The 20,687-nt window shown below is 45.1% G+C and carries 19 protein-coding genes; 14 read left to right on the top strand and 5 right to left on the bottom strand.

Features of this window, described 5'->3' with window-relative positions; genetic code table 11:
* Window positions 1-2 precede the first annotated feature (2 nt).
* Together FD04_RS12820 and FD04_RS09875 are read left to right on the top strand one after the other, a co-directional pair.
* Window positions 3-3,119, top strand: a complete 3,117-nt coding sequence (locus tag FD04_RS12820; protein WP_235805684.1) for an SbcC/MukB-like Walker B domain-containing protein — start codon at window positions 3-5, stop codon at window positions 3,117-3,119.
* A gap of 4 nt (window positions 3,120-3,123) precedes the next feature.
* Window positions 3,124-3,933 carry a DUF2399 domain-containing protein gene (locus FD04_RS09875; RefSeq protein WP_056948584.1) on the top strand — a complete coding sequence of 270 codons (810 nt, stop codon included), beginning with the start codon at window positions 3,124-3,126 and terminating at the stop codon, window positions 3,931-3,933.
* A 259-nt stretch (window positions 3,934-4,192) separates the two neighbouring features.
* Here FD04_RS09875 and FD04_RS09870 read toward each other — a convergent pair whose 3' ends face one another.
* The 3 genes from FD04_RS09870 to FD04_RS09860 all read right to left on the bottom strand — a co-directional run bounded on the left by FD04_RS09870 (window position 4,193) and on the right by FD04_RS09860 (window position 7,299).
* Window positions 4,193-5,074 (bottom strand): diacylglycerol/lipid kinase family protein, encoded by an 882-nt coding sequence (locus FD04_RS09870; protein WP_054701658.1) that lies wholly within the window; start codon window positions 5,072-5,074, stop codon window positions 4,193-4,195.
* A gap of 183 nt (window positions 5,075-5,257) precedes the next feature.
* Window positions 5,258-6,427 carry a DUF2075 domain-containing protein gene (locus FD04_RS09865; protein WP_056948581.1) on the bottom strand — a complete coding sequence of 390 codons (1,170 nt, stop codon included), beginning with the start codon at window positions 6,425-6,427 and terminating at the stop codon, window positions 5,258-5,260.
* A 134-nt stretch (window positions 6,428-6,561) separates the two neighbouring features.
* Window positions 6,562-7,299 carry a nitroreductase family protein gene (locus FD04_RS09860; RefSeq protein ID WP_054701661.1) on the bottom strand — a complete coding sequence of 246 codons (738 nt, stop codon included), beginning with the start codon at window positions 7,297-7,299 and terminating at the stop codon, window positions 6,562-6,564.
* A gap of 193 nt (window positions 7,300-7,492) precedes the next feature.
* Between FD04_RS09860 and FD04_RS09855 the strand changes: the two genes are divergently transcribed.
* The 5 genes from FD04_RS09855 to nudC all read left to right on the top strand — a co-directional run bounded on the left by FD04_RS09855 (window position 7,493) and on the right by nudC (window position 10,054).
* On the top strand, window positions 7,493-7,813 hold the full coding sequence (locus tag FD04_RS09855; RefSeq protein ID WP_056948579.1) for a PadR family transcriptional regulator: 321 nt from the start codon (window positions 7,493-7,495) through the stop codon (window positions 7,811-7,813).
* Between the two features lies 1 nt (window position 7,814).
* Window positions 7,815-8,150 carry a DUF1048 domain-containing protein gene (locus tag FD04_RS09850; RefSeq protein WP_054701664.1) on the top strand — a complete coding sequence of 112 codons (336 nt, stop codon included), beginning with the start codon at window positions 7,815-7,817 and terminating at the stop codon, window positions 8,148-8,150.
* Window positions 8,151-8,153: 3 nt separating this feature from the next.
* The gene (locus FD04_RS09845) at window positions 8,154-8,633 is read left to right on the top strand and encodes a GNAT family N-acetyltransferase (protein WP_056948577.1); all 480 of its coding nucleotides are present in this window, start codon (window positions 8,154-8,156) and stop codon (window positions 8,631-8,633) included.
* A gap of 75 nt (window positions 8,634-8,708) precedes the next feature.
* A complete protein-coding gene (locus tag FD04_RS09840; protein ID WP_056948576.1) occupies window positions 8,709-9,104 on the top strand; it encodes an effector binding domain-containing protein in 396 nt (131 codons plus the stop codon).
* A 122-nt stretch (window positions 9,105-9,226) separates the two neighbouring features.
* Window positions 9,227-10,054: an NAD(+) diphosphatase gene (nudC, locus tag FD04_RS09835; RefSeq protein ID WP_056948574.1), complete on the top strand. Its 828-nt coding sequence runs from the start codon at window positions 9,227-9,229 to the stop codon at window positions 10,052-10,054.
* 89 nt (window positions 10,055-10,143) lie between these two features.
* Here the strand turns inward: nudC and FD04_RS09830 are convergent, their stop codons facing one another.
* Window positions 10,144-10,752, bottom strand: a complete 609-nt coding sequence (locus tag FD04_RS09830; protein ID WP_054701670.1) for an FMN-dependent NADH-azoreductase — start codon at window positions 10,750-10,752, stop codon at window positions 10,144-10,146.
* A gap of 52 nt (window positions 10,753-10,804) precedes the next feature.
* Between FD04_RS09830 and FD04_RS09825 the strand changes: the two genes are divergently transcribed.
* The 5 genes from FD04_RS09825 (at window position 10,805) to FD04_RS09805 (ending at window position 16,020) form a co-directional block, all read left to right on the top strand.
* Window positions 10,805-12,154 (top strand): aminotransferase-like domain-containing protein, encoded by a 1,350-nt coding sequence (locus FD04_RS09825; RefSeq protein WP_054701673.1) that lies wholly within the window; start codon window positions 10,805-10,807, stop codon window positions 12,152-12,154.
* Between the two features lie 386 nt (window positions 12,155-12,540).
* Complete coding sequence (locus tag FD04_RS09820) at window positions 12,541-13,512, top strand: alcohol dehydrogenase catalytic domain-containing protein (RefSeq protein ID WP_056948572.1); 972 nt, start codon at window positions 12,541-12,543, stop codon at window positions 13,510-13,512.
* Window positions 13,513-13,625: 113 nt separating this feature from the next.
* Window positions 13,626-14,087 carry a VOC family protein gene (locus FD04_RS09815; RefSeq protein WP_056948570.1) on the top strand — a complete coding sequence of 154 codons (462 nt, stop codon included), beginning with the start codon at window positions 13,626-13,628 and terminating at the stop codon, window positions 14,085-14,087.
* A gap of 184 nt (window positions 14,088-14,271) precedes the next feature.
* A complete protein-coding gene (locus FD04_RS09810; protein WP_054701680.1) occupies window positions 14,272-14,841 on the top strand; it encodes a hypothetical protein in 570 nt (189 codons plus the stop codon).
* 111 nt (window positions 14,842-14,952) lie between these two features.
* Complete coding sequence (locus FD04_RS09805; RefSeq protein WP_156660442.1) at window positions 14,953-16,020, top strand: SH3-like domain-containing protein; 1,068 nt, start codon at window positions 14,953-14,955, stop codon at window positions 16,018-16,020.
* A 267-nt stretch (window positions 16,021-16,287) separates the two neighbouring features.
* Here FD04_RS09805 and FD04_RS09800 read toward each other — a convergent pair whose 3' ends face one another.
* Window positions 16,288-17,721, bottom strand: a complete 1,434-nt coding sequence (locus FD04_RS09800; protein WP_054701684.1) for an NAD-dependent succinate-semialdehyde dehydrogenase — start codon at window positions 17,719-17,721, stop codon at window positions 16,288-16,290.
* A gap of 374 nt (window positions 17,722-18,095) precedes the next feature.
* Between FD04_RS09800 and FD04_RS09795 the strand changes: the two genes are divergently transcribed.
* On the top strand, window positions 18,096-18,620 hold the full coding sequence (locus FD04_RS09795; protein ID WP_056948565.1) for a dihydrofolate reductase family protein: 525 nt from the start codon (window positions 18,096-18,098) through the stop codon (window positions 18,618-18,620).
* Window positions 18,621-18,678: 58 nt separating this feature from the next.
* On the top strand, window positions 18,679-20,625 hold the full coding sequence (locus tag FD04_RS09790; protein WP_056948563.1) for an elongation factor G: 1,947 nt from the start codon (window positions 18,679-18,681) through the stop codon (window positions 20,623-20,625).
* Window positions 20,626-20,687 lie beyond the last annotated feature (62 nt).

Here is a 20,687-nt window from a genome sequence, read left to right as displayed (position 1 = left end):
GAATGGTCATGACTAGTAGGTTAAGCCCCACACTATTTTACTTACAGGACTTTAATCAGTATCACGTTCTTGCTTTAACCGCTTCTGAAATGGGCAATATGACCCTAGTCGGTCGGAATACGGCCGGAAAAACAACGCTGGCGAACTGCTTTTATCCGATGCTAATTGATGGTTCAATTGCGACACCATCCTTCAATGCAGCAAAAGGAACCGAAAAGTTGGATCAGTCTACGACGGTTCGAAATAGTAAACAGGATTCCCGAACTTTTGAGAGCATGCTCTTGGGGTTCGGTCCAGGTGCTAAAAAAGTGCGAACTGGATATGCCTGCATGCTGTTAAAATCGCCACAACGCCAAGTGATTCTGGGAATTGGCGCACATCGTGCAACTGATGGCAGTCGCAGTAAAACGTGGTGGTTTGTCGCGATTGATTCGGATCCTGATCGCGTGATTTCGTTAATTACCACCGATGCTGAGGGACGTTCATTAGAAAAAGAAGCGTTTATTCAGCAAAACGAAGCGTTAGGTGAACAACTGCGCGTATTTTCACGGGCTGACGACTATCGAGCGTACATAGCCAAAACGGTCTATGAATTCGAAGACGTTGAATCATTGGCTAAACTAGCTAATACGTATCGACTTTTAGCATCGCCAATTTTGACAGGTGGTAACGCCCGGTTCCAGCCAATTTTAGCCGCCTTAAAAGAAGCGCAAGAACCGATTGATGCACCCGGAATCATTTATCCAGTGGCTGACATGCAACGTAAATTAAATCAACAGCAGGCACTCTTGTCGCAGATTAAATCAGCTCAGAACCGATTACAGCGGATTAAATCAGTGATTTTTTGGGGGAATTTAAACGGTTTAAAAACGCAGCACCTAAACCGATACACTGACCTAGATGATCAAATTCAAGGTGAACAAACTGCGTTAATCGAAATTTCAAAACAAATCACTGAATTTCAAGAACAATTACGGCTGACTCAGGATAGTATTAGCCACACTCAAACTGAAATTGACATGTTGGCAGAACAGGAACGGGTTCAAAAAACGATTCAAGAACGGCGAAATACACTGAAGCAAAAGCAAACACTCTTGAATCAACAGCTTGAACAATACAGACGACAGCAACAGCAACTTGCCGAGCTTAATCAAGAATTGACGCATATAAACGAAAACTTTCGACAAAATGAACAGAAAATGAATCAAATTGAGCAACAACAGTTAACACCAATTCTAACCGTGCTCAATAGTCGTTCGGCAACTTACACGCAACTAGGTCGGGTATTGGCAGAAGTGGATCGTCAAGCACAATTATCGGCACTTCGAACTTATTTAAGTAGCATGAATCAGGAAATAATGACTTATCAGAGTCGACAAACTACAATGCAGCAATTGACGGCTTCGATTAAAATTGTGAATGGCATGCAAACTAAGATGGGCGAGGCAATCGACAAGCGGTTACAGGGACCCTTCGTCGCACGTAGCCGGGAAGAACTGCAAGTTGACAACCTAAAAATTCACCAACGCGGTGCCGGTCAAATGAGCGATGAGTACAATGAGCTTGTTACCGAAGAACAGCAACAGTTAGCGCAGCAACCAGATTTAAAACTGTATTTGACCGATGAAGACGCATTGAATCAGTTGCGGGACACAATTGACGATTACGAGAATACGCTAGATGAGTTGACAGAGGTACAGCAAAAACAAGAACAGTTGACACATGATCAAGGTAGTATACGACAACAAATTCAGCGATTGGAAGAGTCATTGCTTTCTGATTTTAATGAAGCTGATACGCTAGCGGAATTAGATCGCTTGACAGCAGAGCTTGAGACCTTGGGGGTTGATTTAACAATTGGCGATCGGTTACGAACTGCCAAACAAAATCTCAATCAATTTCAAGAACAGTTAAATCAGTTTAGTCAACAATCGAATCAAGCGATTGGCAGTCGAAAAACGACACAGGAACAATTAGCGACTCATCAGAGCGAGTTACAAACTGAGTTAACCATAATTGAGAATGCATTAGCAGTGCTCTTACCTTATAATCCAGAGGTAATTAAGTTAAAGACGGTTGCAGATGTGTTGACTTTTGAACAGAGTAATCGTTCGAAAATTCGACAAAATCCTAGTAGTGATGTTGGTGTTGCGGTTCGTAATGCGATTAACGGTTCGACGGCACATCAGATTAGAATTGAAATAAATGCGCTGGATACAATTTTTGAGCAACGCGGCTATTCGGTAATTGCGAGTGAAATGCGACAGCAGCGGACAGCCAATGAAATGGGTATGACAGTAGTTGCTTTTGATATAAATAAAGCGATAAAAGTGATGCAGGAAGACGAGCAACGATTAACTGAGGCAGTAAACGAGTCTCAAAAAGGTAATAACGTGGCAATTCAAACATATACAACGGCGGTAATGCACAGTATTGTCGATCAGTATAAGGCTGTGGCAACTTATAACGAGATGCTAGCTGAGGGTCAGCGTGCAGATGGTATTCAATTACGAATTGAATTACACCCACAATTAGGAACCTTTGATGCAATTAACGAAGCTCGCGATGCTCAGTTGGATCAACGACCAGCACTGCGAGATCTTATCTTGAGTAAGATTGGTCAATTCACCAACGATGAGACCTTAGCTAATGATGATGATGCCTTTTTTAAGGCCGCAAAGGAGACGTTGGATACACGAGATTGGTCAGTCTTTCGAGTGATGATTCATCGACGTCAGAGTGCAGCTGGTGAGTTTGAAGTGGTCGATGATACGTTCGTTCGCTCAGGTGGTTCTGGTGCAGAGAAAGCCCAGGCAATGGTTTTACCATTATTGTTGGTGCCTAAAATGATATTAGGCCAAGCAAAACGAAAAGACGCACCACATGTCGTTATGTTTGATGAGTTTGCTGATAAGTTAGATGCTGACACCGCTAAGGTATTTGCCCAAACAATCTCTCGATTCGGGTTTAGTTTTATTGCGACCATGCCTAGTGGTGGTCAAACAAAGGTTTTGGCGGATGGTGTTGAAAACGTAGCGTGGGAGGTACTGGCGCCTCAAACTCAAAATGATGGTAAGTTCCACACTAATCAAGTGCGCCCAGCGTTAGTTTGGCGGTAAAACAATGACCTATTATGAAAAATATGAGCATGCAACAGGACGCATAGCACCACCAGATGCTTGGCGTCTAGAGTCCCTTTTTAATCAAATTGAATCTCGACAGTTGTTGCCGCCACGCGGACAACAGGCCGTAAATCTAGGACTGCCCGCTCACAGCCTGAATGATTCAACTGCTAATCCGTCACTGTATAATTACTATCAGTGGGTGTTGCGTCACTATTTTAAAAATCAAACACTCAATGAATTAACAGCTAAGTTAATTGGAATGGCGTTTGTCTGCAATCACATTTTTAAAACGGATTTACCACAGCCACTTTCTTTAAACCCGTGGCAGCGAGATCAGATGTTAGACTATCCATTGGCTACAGATCGGGCTGTAATTGTAGAGAATAACGGTATTTTTGCGTTACTAGCTACCCAACACCCTAACTGGTCACTAATTAATCAAGGCGGCAACGACTTTCAGACTGATTATGTGACGTTAATGCAACGTTTAGAGGCTCGTGGCATCCGGTTTACTTATTTAGGAGATTTGGATGCAAAGGGTATCCAAATCGCAGATACATTATTTTGTCAACTTAAGGAAACTTCAATTGAAGATTTTTTAGCGCTACAAACTGAATCGCGCGTTTCAGAATGGTTAACACTGATGGGCCATCCTTCAGTCAAACGGACTAAGCGATTGATGGTAAAAACACCGGCGTTACAAAAGCAGATGACCGCCATTTCCATATTTGGTAAATACGTGGAGCAGGAGCAACTTATGCCGATTTACGAAACGTTAATTTCAGAGTGGTTGAATAGTGAGGATTAATCCGACGATTTAACAAGAATACCAGTTATTTTAGAGATACTTGTTGAATTAAAAATTAGCCAATTACCTATTCTTTCAAGTAACCCGACATTTGCCGAGAACTGAAATCATATTTAGAATTCTTTCGCTTCAGCAAATAAACGGGTCCTAGCCAGAGAATAAAGACGATGACGAGTGAACCGAAAAAATCACCGATTACCAATGTGCACGCAGCATGGTAATCGGTGATTTTTCAACTATTGGCTATCAAATGAGATACCTACGCCGGTTTTATCATGACTTCCACTTTATCCGAAATTACACGCATTTTTAGCGGTAATCTGTCACGCGGATCACCGTCAACACGGCTCTTTAAACGTGAAGTCAGGCTGGTGATGGTGAGTTGATTAGTGGCGAAGTAGGTCATGCCGGGAAGTTTGCTGAAGTTACCCGTGAGAAAATAAGGGATTAATAGGAACGTACGCCGCCAAGTCAATTCAGGCGCCACAAAGACGTGAAACATGCCGTCGTCAAACTTAGCTTGTGGCGCAAAGTTGAGAAAGCCGCCAACGGAATTGGTCATGGTCACTAATAGAAAGGCAGTGTTGCGTTCCCAGGTTTTCTGAGCGCCCTTGATTGCGAGATGCCAGTGTTGGTTTTTACTGAGACTTCTCAATCCGCGAACGAGAAACACCAGTGGGCCAAACCGCTGTTTTTCCTTTTGCGAAACAGAGACCGCAGCGTTGGCCAATACACCGAGTGTCATGGTTGAAATCATGACGTGATCGTTGACCATTCCGATATCAAGGGGGTTTGGCGTCCCTTGAAGCAAATTATCTAGAGCCTGATCAGCGTTTAATGGAATGTGTAACACTCGGGCTAAATTATTGACGGTGCCCTGCGGAATAATGCCGAGCTTCGGTGGTCGGCGTCGCTTAACTAGGCCAGCCGCTACTTCGTTGATGGTGCCATCACCACCAATTGCGACGGCCACGTCAGCTAAGGTCGTAAAGGCTAAGGTCGTGGCGTCACCGGGTTTTGAAGTCGGCTGTTTTAAAGCTTGGTGGCCCGCTGCCTTGATGCGTTGCGCAATATGATTTGCGACGGATGTGGCGCCGTTATGACCGGCGTGTGGGTTGAAAATCAGTGCGTAAGATGTCATCTGGTTCACCTCCGAGTTAAACTATTTACCAATAGTGTAACACTTGATGAGGTCAATTAGTTGTGAGAAGCCTTATTGTGCACAATTTTTTTGTTGCGCGCCATGAACCGCTTCAGCGTATCCAAAAACGCCAGAATGAGACTTAACAGTTGTAAGTCCATTCTGGCGTTTTATTCAGCGTTATTACTGCCGTTCTTCGTACAATTCGAGTAATCGAGCCCGCAAATCTGGATCGTAAGCGGTCAGGTACAGGCCGTACTTACCACGCTTCATGAGCACGTTCAAAACGTTAGCGATGAACGCTTTATACTCGTCACGGGTAAATTTGATATCCTTACGCTTCTTGAAAATCTCCTTATGCGAGTATTTTTCAGGAATAATGGTCATGGTGTCTGTGGCCTTGTCGTAGCCAAACGACGGGCCAATAACCATGCCGACGTAGTTTAAGTCAAAGCCTTGAAGCGTATAAATCGTTCCAACTTGCGTAATGGAGCCTTCCCGCTTCGCCCAGTGAGTTCGCTGTGGGTCCCATTCATCCCAAGGGAGGCTGAAGGAGTCCATTTCCACGTTATGACGGCCATCGATGCGAGGAAAGCCTGAAGTGGCCACCATCCGACTCATGCCAACTTCCTTGTTACGTTTCTTGATAGCCTCAAACATGTCACCAGCCTTATCGAAGACCTTGTATTCAAAGTCACTGTCGTCTGGAAATACAGCCATGGGTTTTTCGGCGGTAAGATTGTCCATCCAGTCAACTTGGTCATCGCTGGCTACCATCCGGTACTGGAAGTTCATGCTGAACAACTTGTAGGGATGCTTGCCGATCGTATTGAATAGCAGGTCTTTGTCCCAGTACATCTTAGACTGGAAGACTTGGTCGAAGTCGTACACAACGACTACCATTTTGGCTAAATTCATTAAGTCGGTGAGCTGGTTTTGACCACGATAGTGTGCGTAAGGCTCTGACTTTGAGTAAAGCAGATGAGCCTCATCAACGAAAATGACGTCATACGTTTTATGGTTCTTTTGAGCGTAATTAATCAGTGAGGTTGGGCGACGAATCTCAGATGTTCGCATACCCGGAATTGAGGCACCCAAATCACGGTAGGCTTTGTAGAGTTCGGGATGGTTGACCACTAGAGAGGTCTTATAGTGCTTATCAGTCATGTACTGACGGACAAGTTCCATTAACACCACGGATTTACCGGTCCCCGCAGCGCCTTCGATAATGGCAACAGAGTGTTGGTTGCTCTGTAGGCCTTGTTTGATATAGGCGTTAATATCAGTAATCACTGTTTTTTGATCAGCCGATAAATCGTCGACAAAAAACTGTTCTTTTAGAATTTCGTTCATTAAATTAGTAGCTCCTCGTGATAGATAGTGCAGCGCTTGTTATTTTAGCACAGTTCGCTACGGTTGTAGAAGAGCAATAGTTGCGGGGACAGTGATTGGGGACGCACGGAGCCAGAACAGCGGATTAAAATCAACTATTCGAGTAAGAAACCTTGTTGATGAATAGCCGCTAAAATCTCGCGACGCTTTGCCGGTGAAGTTGTGGCTGATTTAGTCAGGAGGTTTGTGAAACTTTCAGACCGCGCATTAGTTTGGCGGTTGGCGTAGTAATCATGAATAATACGATCGTAATCGTCAATCTCAGCCACGGCTGATTCCGTTGAGTAGGCGTCAGTAAAGTGCATCATTGATTGTGGCATTCGGGGCTTGGGTGCCGTCGCTTGGTCAGGATAGCCAACTATGACCCCCAAGACTGGAAAAGTGTACTTGGGCAGTTTGAGTAGTTGAATAAGTGAGTGCGGATCATTCAGAATGCTACCTAAAATAACGGTTCCGAGGCCTAAGTTTTCAGCCGCGTTCACCATGTTTTGCACTGCCAGGATGGTATCGGAGACGCCTTGCATAAATTTGTCAGCGGAACCTAGTTCGTGGACGTCAGCGGCGTTGGCTAACGTTGCCGCACGGAATTGATCCAGTACAAAAATATACAAATCACCGTTGCCGTTCACATATGATTGATGGCTGATGTCAGCAATTTGCTGTCTGAGCGTTTGATTGTCGATGCGAATGATACTGAATGACTGCAAAAAGTGTGAGGTAGCGGTGTGTTGTGCAATCGTAACTAACTCTGAGCGAATTGCTTCAGTAATGGGCTGATTAGTAAAACGACGTACGGAACGGTGGTTAGCTTGCGTTGTTAGTCGCTTATCCATGATGGAACCTCCTAGTTGATGGCTTTGTTAAAGTGAGCGTAGCACTGACGGTGATGGTTGACAAGCGACCTCACGTTTCCGGTGAGAATCGGCTGACTTGACCAATGAACTACAAATTGATACGATTTACCAGTACCTAGTATTAACGAATAACCTATCAATTAAAATCATTTAGTTCAAAGGAGGTCAGACTTTGAAAGGCTTAACCGAGCTATTAAAGGGTGCTCTGGAAGGTATCGTGCTCCAGCGCATCAGTAAGGGCGAAACGTACGGCTATGAAATCACTAGCTACCTAATTGATCTTGGCTTTGAAGATATTGTTGAAGGCACCGTCTATACCGTTTTGTTGCGACTAGAAAAAAAGGGGCTATTAGACGTTGAACGTCGTAAGTCGGAAATGGGACCACCACGAAAGTTCTATACGTTAAACGATGCTGGGCAGGCGTATTTGACTGAATTTTGGCAGAAGTGGACGTTCTTGACTGACACAATGACCAAGTTAAAGGAGAAGTAACATGGCTAACATTTTAAAAACATTCATTGGCGATAAAAAGCGTTGGCGTCAGTATCAAAAAGACATCGAAGCACTACCTGAACCGTATGCGAAAACCTTAAAGGCGTTACAGGCCTACATCTGGAACTTTGCCAGTTCAGCTGGCATGATGGATGCGCTGGACGAGATTTTACGGATGTTTCAAGAAAGTGCCAGCGAAAACGTGCCGGTGCAAAATATCGTCGGTGATGATCCGGTCGAATTCGCTGAATCAATCATGGCGCAGTATCCAGATGACCAGTGGTTGTTCAAGTATCGCGAACGGTTACGCTCACAGGTGAAAGAAGCGGAATTGTAGGACATGGCACAAATAAGTCACGGCCCAGTACGGATTAGACCGTATCAACCAACTGATGCTGCCAGTACGCGCGATTTGTTCCAAACGACCGTCCACCGAATTAACGTGGCAGACTACACCCCTACCCAAATTGAAGCTTGGGCCAAACGACCGGTGAGTATGGTGGCATGGCACGAAAGCTTGATGGCGCATACGACAATGGTAGCTGTTGATGCAGCAGGGACAATCCTGGGGTTTGCTGATATGGCGGCTGACGGGTATTTAGATCGACTATTCATCAGTTATTTACATCAACGCCAGGGGTATGCGAGCGCCTTGCTTGAGGCATTGGAACGAACCGTGCCAAGCTCACGCTATTACACATACGCATCAATTACGGCACTACCATTTTTTGAAGCGCATGGGTTTGTCGTACTTCGGCCAAATATCGCAACGATTGGCGAAATTGAATTCCGAAATTATTTAATGGAAAAAGCTAAATAGTTTTTAATATGACAAACTGATGTCATATTTAGTCAGCTATACTTGACCCATTAAATCGATTAGGAGCAGATATCCATGACTTTAACTATCGAGACGCGACCAGCGCAATCTTTTAAGACCACCCGCCATACTTTACCGGCACCGACGGAAATGGCGGCTTTCAGTCAAGCTAAAACGGCTGCAAGTGCTCACGTGACGTCGGGTACTTACGTCGCGGCTAATGCCAATCTGGAAGGTCATCAGTATTACTTCGTCGAAGATGCAGCTGGCGATGAAACCTATACGTTGCCAGGTGGCGACTACGCTGTTTTTACCGGTGAATCAGATACGCCACAACTGGCCTATAACACGGTCGCCCATGCGTATGGCACTATTGCTCAAGATGGCGATTGGAACGTGGCTGGTAACTTTAACCTTGAGTCCTACGACCACGGTCAGTTAACCGCGTATATTCCAGTTACCAAAGCTTAATTTAATTAGTGTTCAACCAAGCCCGAATCCCTCCAGTGTCGGGCTTTTAATGTTAAAATGGACAAATTTTGATTCGTGTCGCTATAATGATAACCATTCACTAATACGAGGAGACGAATGGGATGTTACACGAAATTACGCCGGCAGTTTTGAAGAATCAATATACCGACCAACGCTTGCCGCGACCTGATGACCGGCTGTTTATCTATGCCAACCGACAGGTGTTATTGTTAGCTGATCAGGAAGTACCAACTGTCAAAGAAGCCGTTGCAAATTGGCAGGTTAACCCGGAGCAGTTCACATACTTATTTGCGATTGACGACCAAGCCTACTTTTTACTACGTCAGACAATTCCTGGCGAGAACTATGCAGGGACGCCAACATTACGACAGCTTTCACCGCAGTCCTTAGCCTTTGCCAGTACGATTGCGATTCACTTGGGCAATTGGTACGAGACTAATCAATACTGTGGTCGTTGTGGGCATCGAATGGTACCGGATAAGACAGAACGGGCCCTTAATTGCGCCAATTGTGGTCACGTTGAATTTCCCAAAATTGCACCGGCTGTGATTGTTGGGGTGACACATGGTGACCAGATTTTACTGACAAAGTTTCTATCCAATTACGGTTATGACAAATTTGCCTTAATTTCGGGATATAACGAGATTGGTGAAACACTAGCGGATACAGTACGGCGGGAAGTGAAGGAAGAAGTTGGCCTCTCTGTTCGTCACATAACCTACTTTGACAGTCAACCATGGGGGTTCTCTGGTGCGCTACTAGTCGGTTTCTTTGCAGAACTCGACCAAGCAGCCGATATTCAACTCGAAAAAGATGAGCTATCAGCGGCCAAATGGTTCAAGCGGGTCGATATTCCCCATGACGATACAACTGCCAGCTTGAGTTGGACCATGATTGAAGCCTTTCGACAAGGTAAAATGAAGCATTAACGACAAAGTTAAGAGCCCGAATCAGCGCAGTCGCACTGATTCGGGCTCTTGATATATTGACTTAAATCATCAAATTAATGAGTCAGTCATTAATCGGTCGTGACACTTGTTAGGTAGTCACCCAACTGCTTTTTAGCGGCTTCAACTAATGCTGCCTTGTCATTTTCGACGAGGTCGAGACCTTGGGCACGAATTAGTTCCATCTTGGTGATGCCCATAAAGTTTAAAATGGTGCGCATATAGTGTGGCGCAATGTCGGCGTTAACGTAACGAATATCATGTTCATAATCGCTACCGCTGGTTTGAATGAACGCAACTTTTTGATGACCATCCAGAAGGCCAACTGAGCCATCCGCCGTGTATTTAAACGTCTTATTCGCAATTAGAATGTTGTCGATATAATCCTTGAGACGACTAACCACGTTAAAGTTGTGGAGTGGTGTAAAAATTAAAATGAGGTCAGCACGTTTCCATTGATCAATCAGCGCATCCTGCGCATCGGCAATTAAGGCGGGGTTGTTGAGGTTCTCACCGGTAATCTCCGGGATCTGTGCATCTGGCGCATATAACGTCAGTTGTTCAACGTGTGCGTTGGGTGCCAGTGTCGTGAGCTTCTGAGAAGCAAATTGTGCGAGTTGGTTAGCAGAACGTTGTGGGTTACGGTAATCTGGGTGTGCGTTAATCGTTAAAATATTCATGAGTAAGTTCCTTTCGAGTATAATATGAGTGACTGAATTAGGGGGAATCGTAATGCTGATGATTGATCGTCAAGCCAAAGAGCAGATTTACCGGCAACTATACCGGCAAATTCGTGCTGAAATTGAAACCGGTGTTCGTCAGCCTGGTCAAGAGATGCCAAGTACCCGATATCTGGCGCATCAGTTAGCGCTAAGTCGCAATACAGTTGAGCACGCTTACCAAGATTTGGTAGCGGAGGGTTACCTCGTTAGCCGGCCCGCGTCAGGCTATCACGTGACCAACCAGTTACCATTTGTGGTCAAGACACCAGCACTAACGAAGCCACACCGGCCAAGTTATCAATACGATTTTACGGAAATGTATGATTACTTGCACCTGTTTCCAATTCAAGCGTGGCAAGCGGCCGAGTTACGAGTTTTAAAGCGTGGCGTTGAACATATTCAACCGGCAAATGGCGACCTGGCGTATCGTGAACAGCTCGTGCATTATTTAGCCCGATTAAAACACTTGCACATTACGGCTGATCAGATTGTCATTACCAGTGGGTTCACGGAGGCAGCTGGCATTATCGGCAACCTCATGCCACTGTTTAAGACCGCCGGGTTAGCAGTAGCAGAGCCAATTGCGCCCAATGCTCGGATGGTTTGGCAAACATTGGGGGTGCCAATCACGCAATTTCGTGACTTGGCAAATATCCCAACGGCCGCTGGTGTCGTGTTATCGCCGACCCATAATTTTCCAGATAGCGCCGGTTTATCGGTTGCTCAGCGAGAACGTTTTGCCGACTGGTTGCAGCAAAATCAACGATACTTGATTGAGCTAGATACGGACGGTAACTTAACATACAATGGCGAGCCGGCACCGGCTGTTCACCATTACTTGGCGGGTGAGCGTAGCTTTTACTACACTAACTTTGACGAAATTCTAGGTGCGTCACTTAGCATGGGGATTTTAGTGTTACCAGAGGATCTAGTTGAACGCTATCAGACGTTGTATGGTCACCTGCCGAACCGGAATTCTCAGCTTCAGCAGCAGATCATCAGTCAACTGATTGAAAACGACGACTTGGAACGCTATATGCGTCAGCTAACTATCGTTTACGCCAATCGGCACCAATTATTGATGAAAACTGTTCAAGCTGAAATGTCCGACATGGTATCAGAAATGGGTAGTACAGCTGGTAGTTTCGTGACGTTAAGACTACATGATAAGCGGCCAGTCAAAACGTTGATTCAGTTGGCAGAGAATGCCAGCGTGGGGTTAGTAGACCCAGATCGATGCTGGGCCAATTTAACCCCAGCTTACCCCAGTGTCGTGTTAAGCTTACGCCAAGCAGACGACGACCAAATCATCGGCGGTATCCACGCGTTGGCTAAGGCGTGGCAACAAGATTCATTATAGATGAAAGCCCCCAAGAACCAAGCACCAGTTGAGGAGAAAAAGAGGGGGCCAGTTAAAAAACAAGAGTGAGACAAAAGTCGTTTAGCACCCAGAATATAAGGACCTCCTTCAGATATTCTGGGTCTGAATATTTGAAGGAGGTCCTTATATGGCCGGGTGCTGACTTTTGTCGCAGGTTTCGGCTATGTAGCATACAAAGTGTTTCAGATATTCCGTCTGAATATTTGAAGGAGGTCCTTATATAGCCCGGTGCTGACTTTTGTCGCACGACCCGACGAAGTCAGGAAGCCTATTTGGGGTTTCGGCTATGGCGCATAAACAAGCCAGATATCCTAAAATTCAACTATCCATCACCAACGCACCTCATCAAGAAAGGAAGTACCAACATGAAAGCAATTGTGCTCACAAAACCAGGAAACGCTGACGTTTTAACCTACACGACAGTTCCAACGCCAACCGTTAAGCCAGGTTGGTCACTCATTAAAGTAAAGGGATTTGGTATCAATCGCTCCGAAATTTTCACACGTAATGGCTGGTCGCCCTCTGTTAAACTACCCCGAATTTTGGGTATTGAAGGTGTTGGCGAGATTGCTGAAACGACGGATGAAGCGCGGCTGCCCAAGGGACAAAAAGTGGTGACGTTGATGGGTGGCATGGGTCGTAATTTTGACGGTAGTTACGCTGAGTATATGCTGATTCCCAATCAAAATATTTATCCGGTCAAAACCGCCTTAAATTGGGCTGACCTGGCAGCAATTCCTGAGACCTACTTTACGGCATTTGGGTCGCTGCTCAACTTGAAGCTAACGGCGACCGACACATTGTTGGTGCGCGGCGCAACCAGTGGTGTTGGGGTGGCGGCGGTACAACTTGCTAAGGCAATGGTGCCGGGTATCACTGTAACCGCAACTACCCGTAATTTGGCTAAGACAGACCGGCTGCTGGCAGCTGGGTTCGACGCTGTGATTGAAGACCGAGATAACCACCTGCAGACTGAGCAACGTTTCAGCAAAATCCTCGAACTGGTTGGTCCGCTGACCATGGTTGATTCGATGAAAGTACTCGCTGAGAGTGGCATCGTTTGTATCACTGGGGAGCTTGGTGGCGTGTGGAGCGTGAAGGACTTTGATCCAATCGCAATGATGACTTCTGGCGCTTACATGACGGTCTTTAGTTCGGACGGTGAGTATAATTCGGATGGTGTTTCAGAGGCAAAGTTCAATCAACTTCTGCAAGTCATTGAACAGCATCATTTAACTATTTCACCCGTTAAAACCTTTGACTTGGCCCATACAGCTGATGCACAGGCCTACCTCGACAGTTCAGACAGTTTTGGTAAGGTGGTTGTTTTACCATAGGTTACCAGGAGTGGTTGTAAAATCGCGTTAAATACGGTTTTACCGCTACCGCCAGATTGTGGAAACAAGTATAATCAAGGTGTTTTAAAAATACAGAAGCAGAGGTGTTAACGATGCAAGCTAAGCTATATCCCTATCTTGCTTTTCCCAACGCTAAAGAAGCGCTAGACTACTACAAACGGGTATTTGGTGCGACCAATATTTACCGCTTGAACCCACAGCCGGAGCAGGCGAAGCAGTTCGGTATTCCCGAGGGTACTGATTTGGATAATTTGACCATGCACGCCGGCTTTACTGTGCTTGGCGTTGATTTACAGTGTGCAGATGCGTTTAATGGTGCGACTGAGGGCAGTAAACAGATTAGTTTGCTACTAGACGTTAACGCCGAGGATCCTGAGAGCGTTAAGGCAGCGGATGATTTTTACGACCATTTGGCTGCTTCTGGTGAAGTTGACATTACGATGCCGTTCGAAGAACAGTTCTGGGGTGGCAAAATGGGGCAGTTTATTGACCACTATGGTGTCACTTGGATGCTACATTCACAGCCGTGGTCGCAGATGAGACAGGATAGATAGTGTTTAAAATAACGTTGCCTCGAATGAGTTTAGTCATTCGGGGCAGCTTTTTTTGTCGTGTTCATTCATAGTATGTTTCTGATTTTGATACTGAGATTGACTGACTGGTATTGTTTTAATGCTTGACTGGTCATCGATACATCGATAGGCTAAAAACACGTAGATAATTTAGGGGGGGCACACTTTGATTAAAAATATCAAGCTGATGGGGATGTTACTTGTAATCGTGCTAGCTTGTAGCGCTTGTGGCTTTCAAAAATCTGTAAAGACGGACGCTGATCAAAAGGGAGTCGGTGCGATGCAGGCTGAGGTAGTGGATAAGAAAAGCCTGAACATCGTTCGCAACGAAAAGACGTCATTTCTATTTGAAGGAACGCCGTATATGGAAGGCATTCACCTTGGAACCGGGAAAAATCGCTATCCGAGCTATGTCGAGACTAGTCGGGATGCCAGTATTGTGGAAACTAAGGGTAAACATACCGCATCATTTTCGGCCGTTAAAGCGGCAAATATGGGAACAGATGCTAATCCTGGTACGATGCAACAATCAGTCGATAGTGGCAACTACTATCCGTTTTGGTATGCTGGTAATGCTATTAAACGAGATAACCAGCCACGGTATCTTTTGAATATCTTGATTAAATCTGACCGGTACTGGCTGTCGGTTTCAAAGAAAATGTACGATGAAGTTTCAATCAGTCAGTATATTAATGTGTTGGGAAATAAGTTTAGGGTCATTCATCGGCATCGATAGTTCTGCATTGAATCAAAATGATTCGTTATTTTGATATTTGAGTACGTACTGATAAGTAACAGATGACTCTTAAAAAGGCGTAATTTGGTGATCAAAATGGGGGCGCAATACGTGAAAAGCAAATGGATGGGTATCATACTTTTGGGTGTTTTTACGGGTTTATTGATTGGATTAAGTGTGTCAGAATCGGCTAAGGCCAGTACAACAGATGGTTACGTGTTTAAAACTACTGGAGTAAAAAAGTATAGTTTTCCAAGAGCATTAAATTCGAATTCGAGGTACTTAGGCAAAGCTAAAAGTCGGCATACGATATATTTTTATGTCAAGCAGGTAAAAGCTAGGGGTACAGTCTACTTTGGCCTTCGACGTGCCACTAACCAAACGTTGTATCGACAACTTGGATCGGTGCCGGGACGACCAATTCCATACAGTGCCACCAAACGAAAGGCAAAGCTGTTTTACGTACCTCAAAGTACGGTAAGGCGAATCCATACGCAAGGAAAGGTCCAACGAGTTACAAGAAGTCCGTATTACTTAGTGAACACAAAGCATAATTTTTGGACCTTCGCGCCCGGAACACAGGTAGCTAACCGCGAAATTCACTTTGCTGATAATTATAATCATCAAACTTTGTATGTAACGGGCAGAGTTAAGACAAGACAACATGGCATTTATTATCGTGTTGAAACGGCTCGAGGTAAACATTTAAGTTGGATTTACGCCAAGGCATTACATGTGGGCAAGTATCAAACTCAGGTTCATTTTTTCAATGCACGAACAAAATTGGATAAAGCTGAGTGGATAGGTTGGAATCAAGGAATAACCAATGTCGCAATCAGAGTTGCAACATACAGTCAATCAGGTGTTGTGAAGCAAATTTTGGTGCAAAACGATAATAATACAGCTGTGTTATTCACCGTTATATCTGGAAAGGTTTGGTTCCAAAAAGTATCAACAGCACACTTGACTGATGCCATGAAACCGCTTAGTGCCAAACTCAGTTACGGAAATTTATCGAAGGTGAAATTGAATGCGAGGTCACAACGACTAAATTTCGATTTGAGTTACATTAGTAAAGATGAACTGGGCGGGTGGAGTACAACAATCGGTGTAAAACTTAGTCAAACGAATGAAAATCCAATTGTTATGCCAGATAGAACTTTTAGTTGGGAGGCTTAACGATGATCAAAAAATGGGTATTGGTTTACTTTTTGCTAAGTAGATAGAAAATAATAATGATACGTATGTTGAACGCTGAATTTTTATTGTTGTTGTCGCTAGCCGTTTTACCTATGATTCTTTGCAAGCTTAGGTTGCTCAGGGACAGTAATCAAAAAGAGGTAGTCGTGTGTGCGTGACTACCTCTTTTCTTTCATATACGTTTCACTAGGTAATTTAAAAAAAGAAGCCGCCCAATTACAGGCGACTTCTTTTATTATTTAACGCTTACTGTGTAACAGGTGCTGGATCAGTGGCAACTAAACCACCAGCAACGTTGTCCAAGTTAGGCTTGTCGGCTTTCACAATCAATTGTTCGTTAGTGAAGGCTAATTCACCGATTTGACTCATTTCACGGCCGTAACCAGAGAGCTTAACACCACCAAATGGCAGTTCTGGTAAGGTAACCATGAAGTTGTTAACGAAGACCATCCCAGTCTCAATTTGGGCAGCAACTTCGGCACCGTGATCGGCGTTGCCTGAGAAGACGATACCGCCAAGACCATAAGGGTTATCGTTAGCGAGTTCGATAGCTTCTTCTTCTGAATGTACCTTGTAAACGGCAGCAACTGGGCCGAACATTTCTTCCTTGTAGGCCGGGTTGTTCTTGTCGATGTCGGTCAAGATGGTTGGCATGAAGAATTGGCCTGGTAAGTCAATTGGTTCGTTACCGTAAACTACGTTAGCACCGGCAGCAATGGCACCGTCTAATTGCTTTTGTAGCTTTTCTTTGGCACGTTTTGTGTTCATTGGGGCAAGTGAAGTGTTAGGATCCAATGGGTCGCCAGGCACTACCTTGCTGAACTTTTCCTTTAAAGCATCGACAAATTGGTCGTATACGTTATCCATCACAATGAAACGCTTTGAACTGGTACATACTTGACCGGCGTTATAGAGACGTGCACGCCAAGCAATATCGATGACATCGTCCATGTTTGCGTCACCTAAGACAACGAATGGATCCATGCCACCAAGTTCCATGGTGTTCTTCTTAAGGTTCTTACCAGCTGCTTCGGCAACGGCAGTACCGCCACGTTCTGAACCAGTCAAGGCAACACCTTGCACACGCTTGTCTTCGATGGCTTCGGTTACTTGGTCATATGATAAGAACAAGTTCGTTAAGGCACCAGCAGGCGCACCGGCTTCTAAGACAATATCAGCAAAGAGTTGTGCTGAAGTAGGGGTGTTACCGGCGTGCTTAAGAATCATTGGGTTACCGACCATGTAGTTAGGCGCGAAAACCCGCATGATTTGGTAGTATGGGAAGTTCCATGGTTCAACCATCATGACGATCCCAGTAGCATGGTGTTGCACTTCGGCGTGACCAGTAGCAATGGTATCAAGCACTTCTGGCTTCAGTAATTCTTCACCATGATCAGCAAACCAGTCGGCGATGATGGCACAAAGCTCAACTTCACCTTCAGATTCGCGAAGTAACTTACCCATGTCGATGGTACATGCGCGGGCTAATTCGTCAGCATGTTCACGTAATTTAGCAGCAACGTTGTGCAAAATTTTAGCACGGTCAGCAATGGGTTGTTGACGGGTCTTCTTGTAGAGTGCGTGACCAGTTGCTAAGGCAGCATGGAGTTCTTCATCAGTTGCGTAAGGATATTCCTTCACGACTTCGTTATTGTAAGGATTAATTGTTGCGTAAGCCATATTGGGTACCTCCTAAAGGTAGGTTTCTAATTTAATGCTAATAATGGTATACCAGAATGATAGCGTTTTTTGAATTCGGTTACAACAAGTTTGTTTGTGAGATAAATCGCAATCTAACGGTCTTTTGAATTCACAAGCGTTGATTTGACGGGCACAGTACATCATGGGAAAGGTCTAAAATTGGTCGAAAAATATTTTCATTTAGGAACCCCTTACAATTAGAAAGTTGCAATATAAATCATTATTGATATTTTGTCTGGTTTGAATGGTTGATTTACTGTCTACCAACCGAGTACTTACACGTCGTTGAACCGTCAATTATGACTAACCTGGTGTATAATTAAACTTCGAAATCATTTTGTGGAGGTACGGGTATGCGACCAGTCTATTTCTATGGGGCCATCAGTTTAGATGGCTACCTATCAGATAATCACGACAACTTACAGTGGTTATTCGATACGGATTTAAATCAACAATCAACGTATGAAGCGTTTGAGCGCCAAGTTGATACGGTTGTGATGGGGCGTGTAACGTACCAAGAAACGCTAAAGATTCTTGGCGATGAGCCGTTGTATCCGGATAAAGAAAAAATTATTCTGTCCAGGCACCAAGCAGGTCAAGTTAATGGTGGTCGCTATGAAAATACTGATCCGGTGACACTGGTTCGGCAATTAAGACAGCAGTCAGGAAAAGCAATCTGGATCGTGGGTGGTGGAGCCATCGTCTCCGCGCTCGCGGCCGCTCATTTAATTGATGAGTACTGGATTCAGATTGCGCCGGTTTTGCTCGGACGGGGCAAGCGGTTATTTGAACCTAATGATGATGAACAACGGTTAACGTTGGCCGATACCACCGTTATGGGTGAGTTAACGGAATTACACTTTAAAAAACAAAACTAACGGGTTGTTGTTTCACGTGGAACAACAACTTTAATGCTAAATGTAAGGAGTTCAATCAATGAAACATATCGTAACAGGTATTGTTGCCCACGTTGACGCTGGCAAAACGACGCTTTCTGAAGCGTTGCTGTATCAAGCTGGGACAGTGCATGAACTGGGACGAGTAGACAATGGTGATGCCTTTTTGGACCCAGATGATTTAGAGAAAAAACGTGGTATCACGATTTTTTCACATCAAGCGAGTTTACAGACGGATCATCTCAACTTAACCTTGCTCGACACACCAGGGCATGCCGATTTTGGCGCCCAAGCGGAGCAAGTGTTGAGTGTCTTGGACGATGCGATTCTGGTGGTTTCTGCAACGGATGGCGTAAAGGGCTACACCAAGACGTTATGGCAGTTACTGAAACGTTATCAGGTGCCCACGTTTATTTTCGTGAATAAGATGGATGCCGATGGTGTTGACCAGGCAGCAGTGATGAAGCAGTTACAGACCGAATTAGATCCAGGTTGCTTGACTTTTACCCCCAACGCTGAAGGCCAATTAACCGATGATACGTATGAAGGGATGGCCGTCCAAAGTGAAACGTTGTTGGATCAGTATTTGGAAGATGGTACGTTAGCTGATGACCAAGTACGACAACTTATTCAATCTCGACAAGTTTTTCCGTGCTACTTCGGTTCAGCACTTAAATTAACTGGTATCGATACGTTGATGAGCGGCCTAGATCGGTGGACAATTGAACGGCAGCCAGCTTCTGAGTTTGGTGCCCGCGTGTTTAAGGTTTCCCACGATGAAAAGGGTGAACGCTTAACTTGGGTGCGTGTGACGGGCGGCACCTTGCAACCACGTGATGAAGTGTTGCCAGAACAAAAGATCAATCAATTGCGCCTCTATAACGGTGTGAAATACACCGTGCAACCAACCGTATCTGCTGGTGAGGTCTGTGCTATCACCGGCCTGACTGGGACCAGACCAGGCCAAGGATTGGGCAATTTAGATGACCTAGCGACACCGTTCTTACAGCCGGTCTTGGCTTATAAAGTCGACCCACATGGGAACGACCTCCATGATTGCTTAGCGGCGTTGCAACAGTTGGAGGATGAAGACCCACAGCTTCACGTGACGTGGTCAGAACAACTACAAGAAATTCGGGTTCAATTGATGGGTTTGATGCAATTGGAAGTGCTCCAGCAATTATTGCAACAACAGTTCCAACTGACCGTTGGGTTTGACCAAGGCAGTATCTTGTATCAAGAAACGATTACGGCGCCAGTCGAAGGGGTAGGTCACTTCGAACCATTGCGACACTACGCTGAGGTTCATTTAGCGATGACACCTACGGAACCTGGGACTGGGGTGACGTTTGATACTGACTGTTCGCTGGAAGTACTCGGTAAGAATTGGCAACATCAGGTGCTAACGAGTCTGCGAGCTAAACAGCATCTTGGGGTTTTGGTTGGTGCGCCAATTACCGATATGCGCATCACGTTAATTGGTGGTCGTGCCAGTAACGTGCACTCAGTCGGTGGTGATTTTCGCGAAGCAACGTGGCGAGCAGTACGCCAGGGCCTAATGATGGCTGCCAGTGCTGGTCAAAGTCAATTGTTAGAGCCATGGTACCAATTCACGCTGACGGTAACTCAAGATCAAGTTGGACGGGCCATGACGGATATTCAGCGGATGCACGGTGAATTTGATGCCCCTGAAGTCACAACGGGAGAGACCGTTACGATTGTTGGCACGGCCCCTGTTTCTGAGATGCAGGGTTACTCTCAAGAAGTCAACGCTTATACCCATGGTCGAGGACAATTGGAGTGCTTAGTTGCTGGATATCAACCTTGTCATAACGCCGATGAGGTGATTGAGGCAGCAGACTATAATCCAACTGGTGACGTCCCTAACACGCCAGATTCAGTTTTCTGTGCTCACGGCGCTGGTTATCCAGTTAAGTGGGATCAGCTGCCAGTGATGGCGCATTATCCGTATGCGAAGACGTTGTGAAAGACATTCTATATGATTGATGAGCCACATACCTGAATTTGGTATGTGGTTTTTGATTGTCA

The sequence above is a fragment of the Secundilactobacillus odoratitofui DSM 19909 = JCM 15043 genome (genome assembly GCF_001434895.1).
Taxonomy (GTDB): Bacteria; Bacillota; Bacilli; order Lactobacillales; family Lactobacillaceae; genus Secundilactobacillus; species Secundilactobacillus odoratitofui.
Note: the sequence above shows the minus strand (reverse complement) of the source record. Positions and strands in the feature narration are given on the sequence as shown.

Coding starts and splice junctions, on each gene's coding strand:
- FD04_RS12820 (WP_235805684.1), top strand. CDS start 3: ATGGTCATGACTAGTAGGTTAAGCCCCACACTATTTTACTTACAGGAC.
- FD04_RS09875 (WP_056948584.1), top strand. CDS start 3,124: ATGACCTATTATGAAAAATATGAGCATGCAACAGGACGCATAGCACCA.
- FD04_RS09870 (WP_054701658.1), bottom strand. CDS start 5,074: ATGACATCTTACGCACTGATTTTCAACCCACACGCCGGTCATAACGGC.
- FD04_RS09865 (WP_056948581.1), bottom strand. CDS start 6,427: ATGAACGAAATTCTAAAAGAACAGTTTTTTGTCGACGATTTATCGGCT.
- FD04_RS09860 (WP_054701661.1), bottom strand. CDS start 7,299: ATGGATAAGCGACTAACAACGCAAGCTAACCACCGTTCCGTACGTCGT.
- FD04_RS09850 (WP_054701664.1), top strand. CDS start 7,815: ATGGCTAACATTTTAAAAACATTCATTGGCGATAAAAAGCGTTGGCGT.
- FD04_RS09845 (WP_056948577.1), top strand. CDS start 8,154: ATGGCACAAATAAGTCACGGCCCAGTACGGATTAGACCGTATCAACCA.
- FD04_RS09840 (WP_056948576.1), top strand. CDS start 8,709: ATGACTTTAACTATCGAGACGCGACCAGCGCAATCTTTTAAGACCACC.
- nudC (WP_056948574.1), top strand. CDS start 9,227: ATGTTACACGAAATTACGCCGGCAGTTTTGAAGAATCAATATACCGAC.
- FD04_RS09830 (WP_054701670.1), bottom strand. CDS start 10,752: ATGAATATTTTAACGATTAACGCACACCCAGATTACCGTAACCCACAA.
- FD04_RS09825 (WP_054701673.1), top strand. CDS start 10,805: ATGCTGATGATTGATCGTCAAGCCAAAGAGCAGATTTACCGGCAACTA.
- FD04_RS09820 (WP_056948572.1), top strand. CDS start 12,541: ATGAAAGCAATTGTGCTCACAAAACCAGGAAACGCTGACGTTTTAACC.
- FD04_RS09815 (WP_056948570.1), top strand. CDS start 13,626: ATGCAAGCTAAGCTATATCCCTATCTTGCTTTTCCCAACGCTAAAGAA.
- FD04_RS09800 (WP_054701684.1), bottom strand. CDS start 17,721: ATGGCTTACGCAACAATTAATCCTTACAATAACGAAGTCGTGAAGGAA.
- FD04_RS09795 (WP_056948565.1), top strand. CDS start 18,096: ATGCGACCAGTCTATTTCTATGGGGCCATCAGTTTAGATGGCTACCTA.
- FD04_RS09790 (WP_056948563.1), top strand. CDS start 18,679: ATGAAACATATCGTAACAGGTATTGTTGCCCACGTTGACGCTGGCAAA.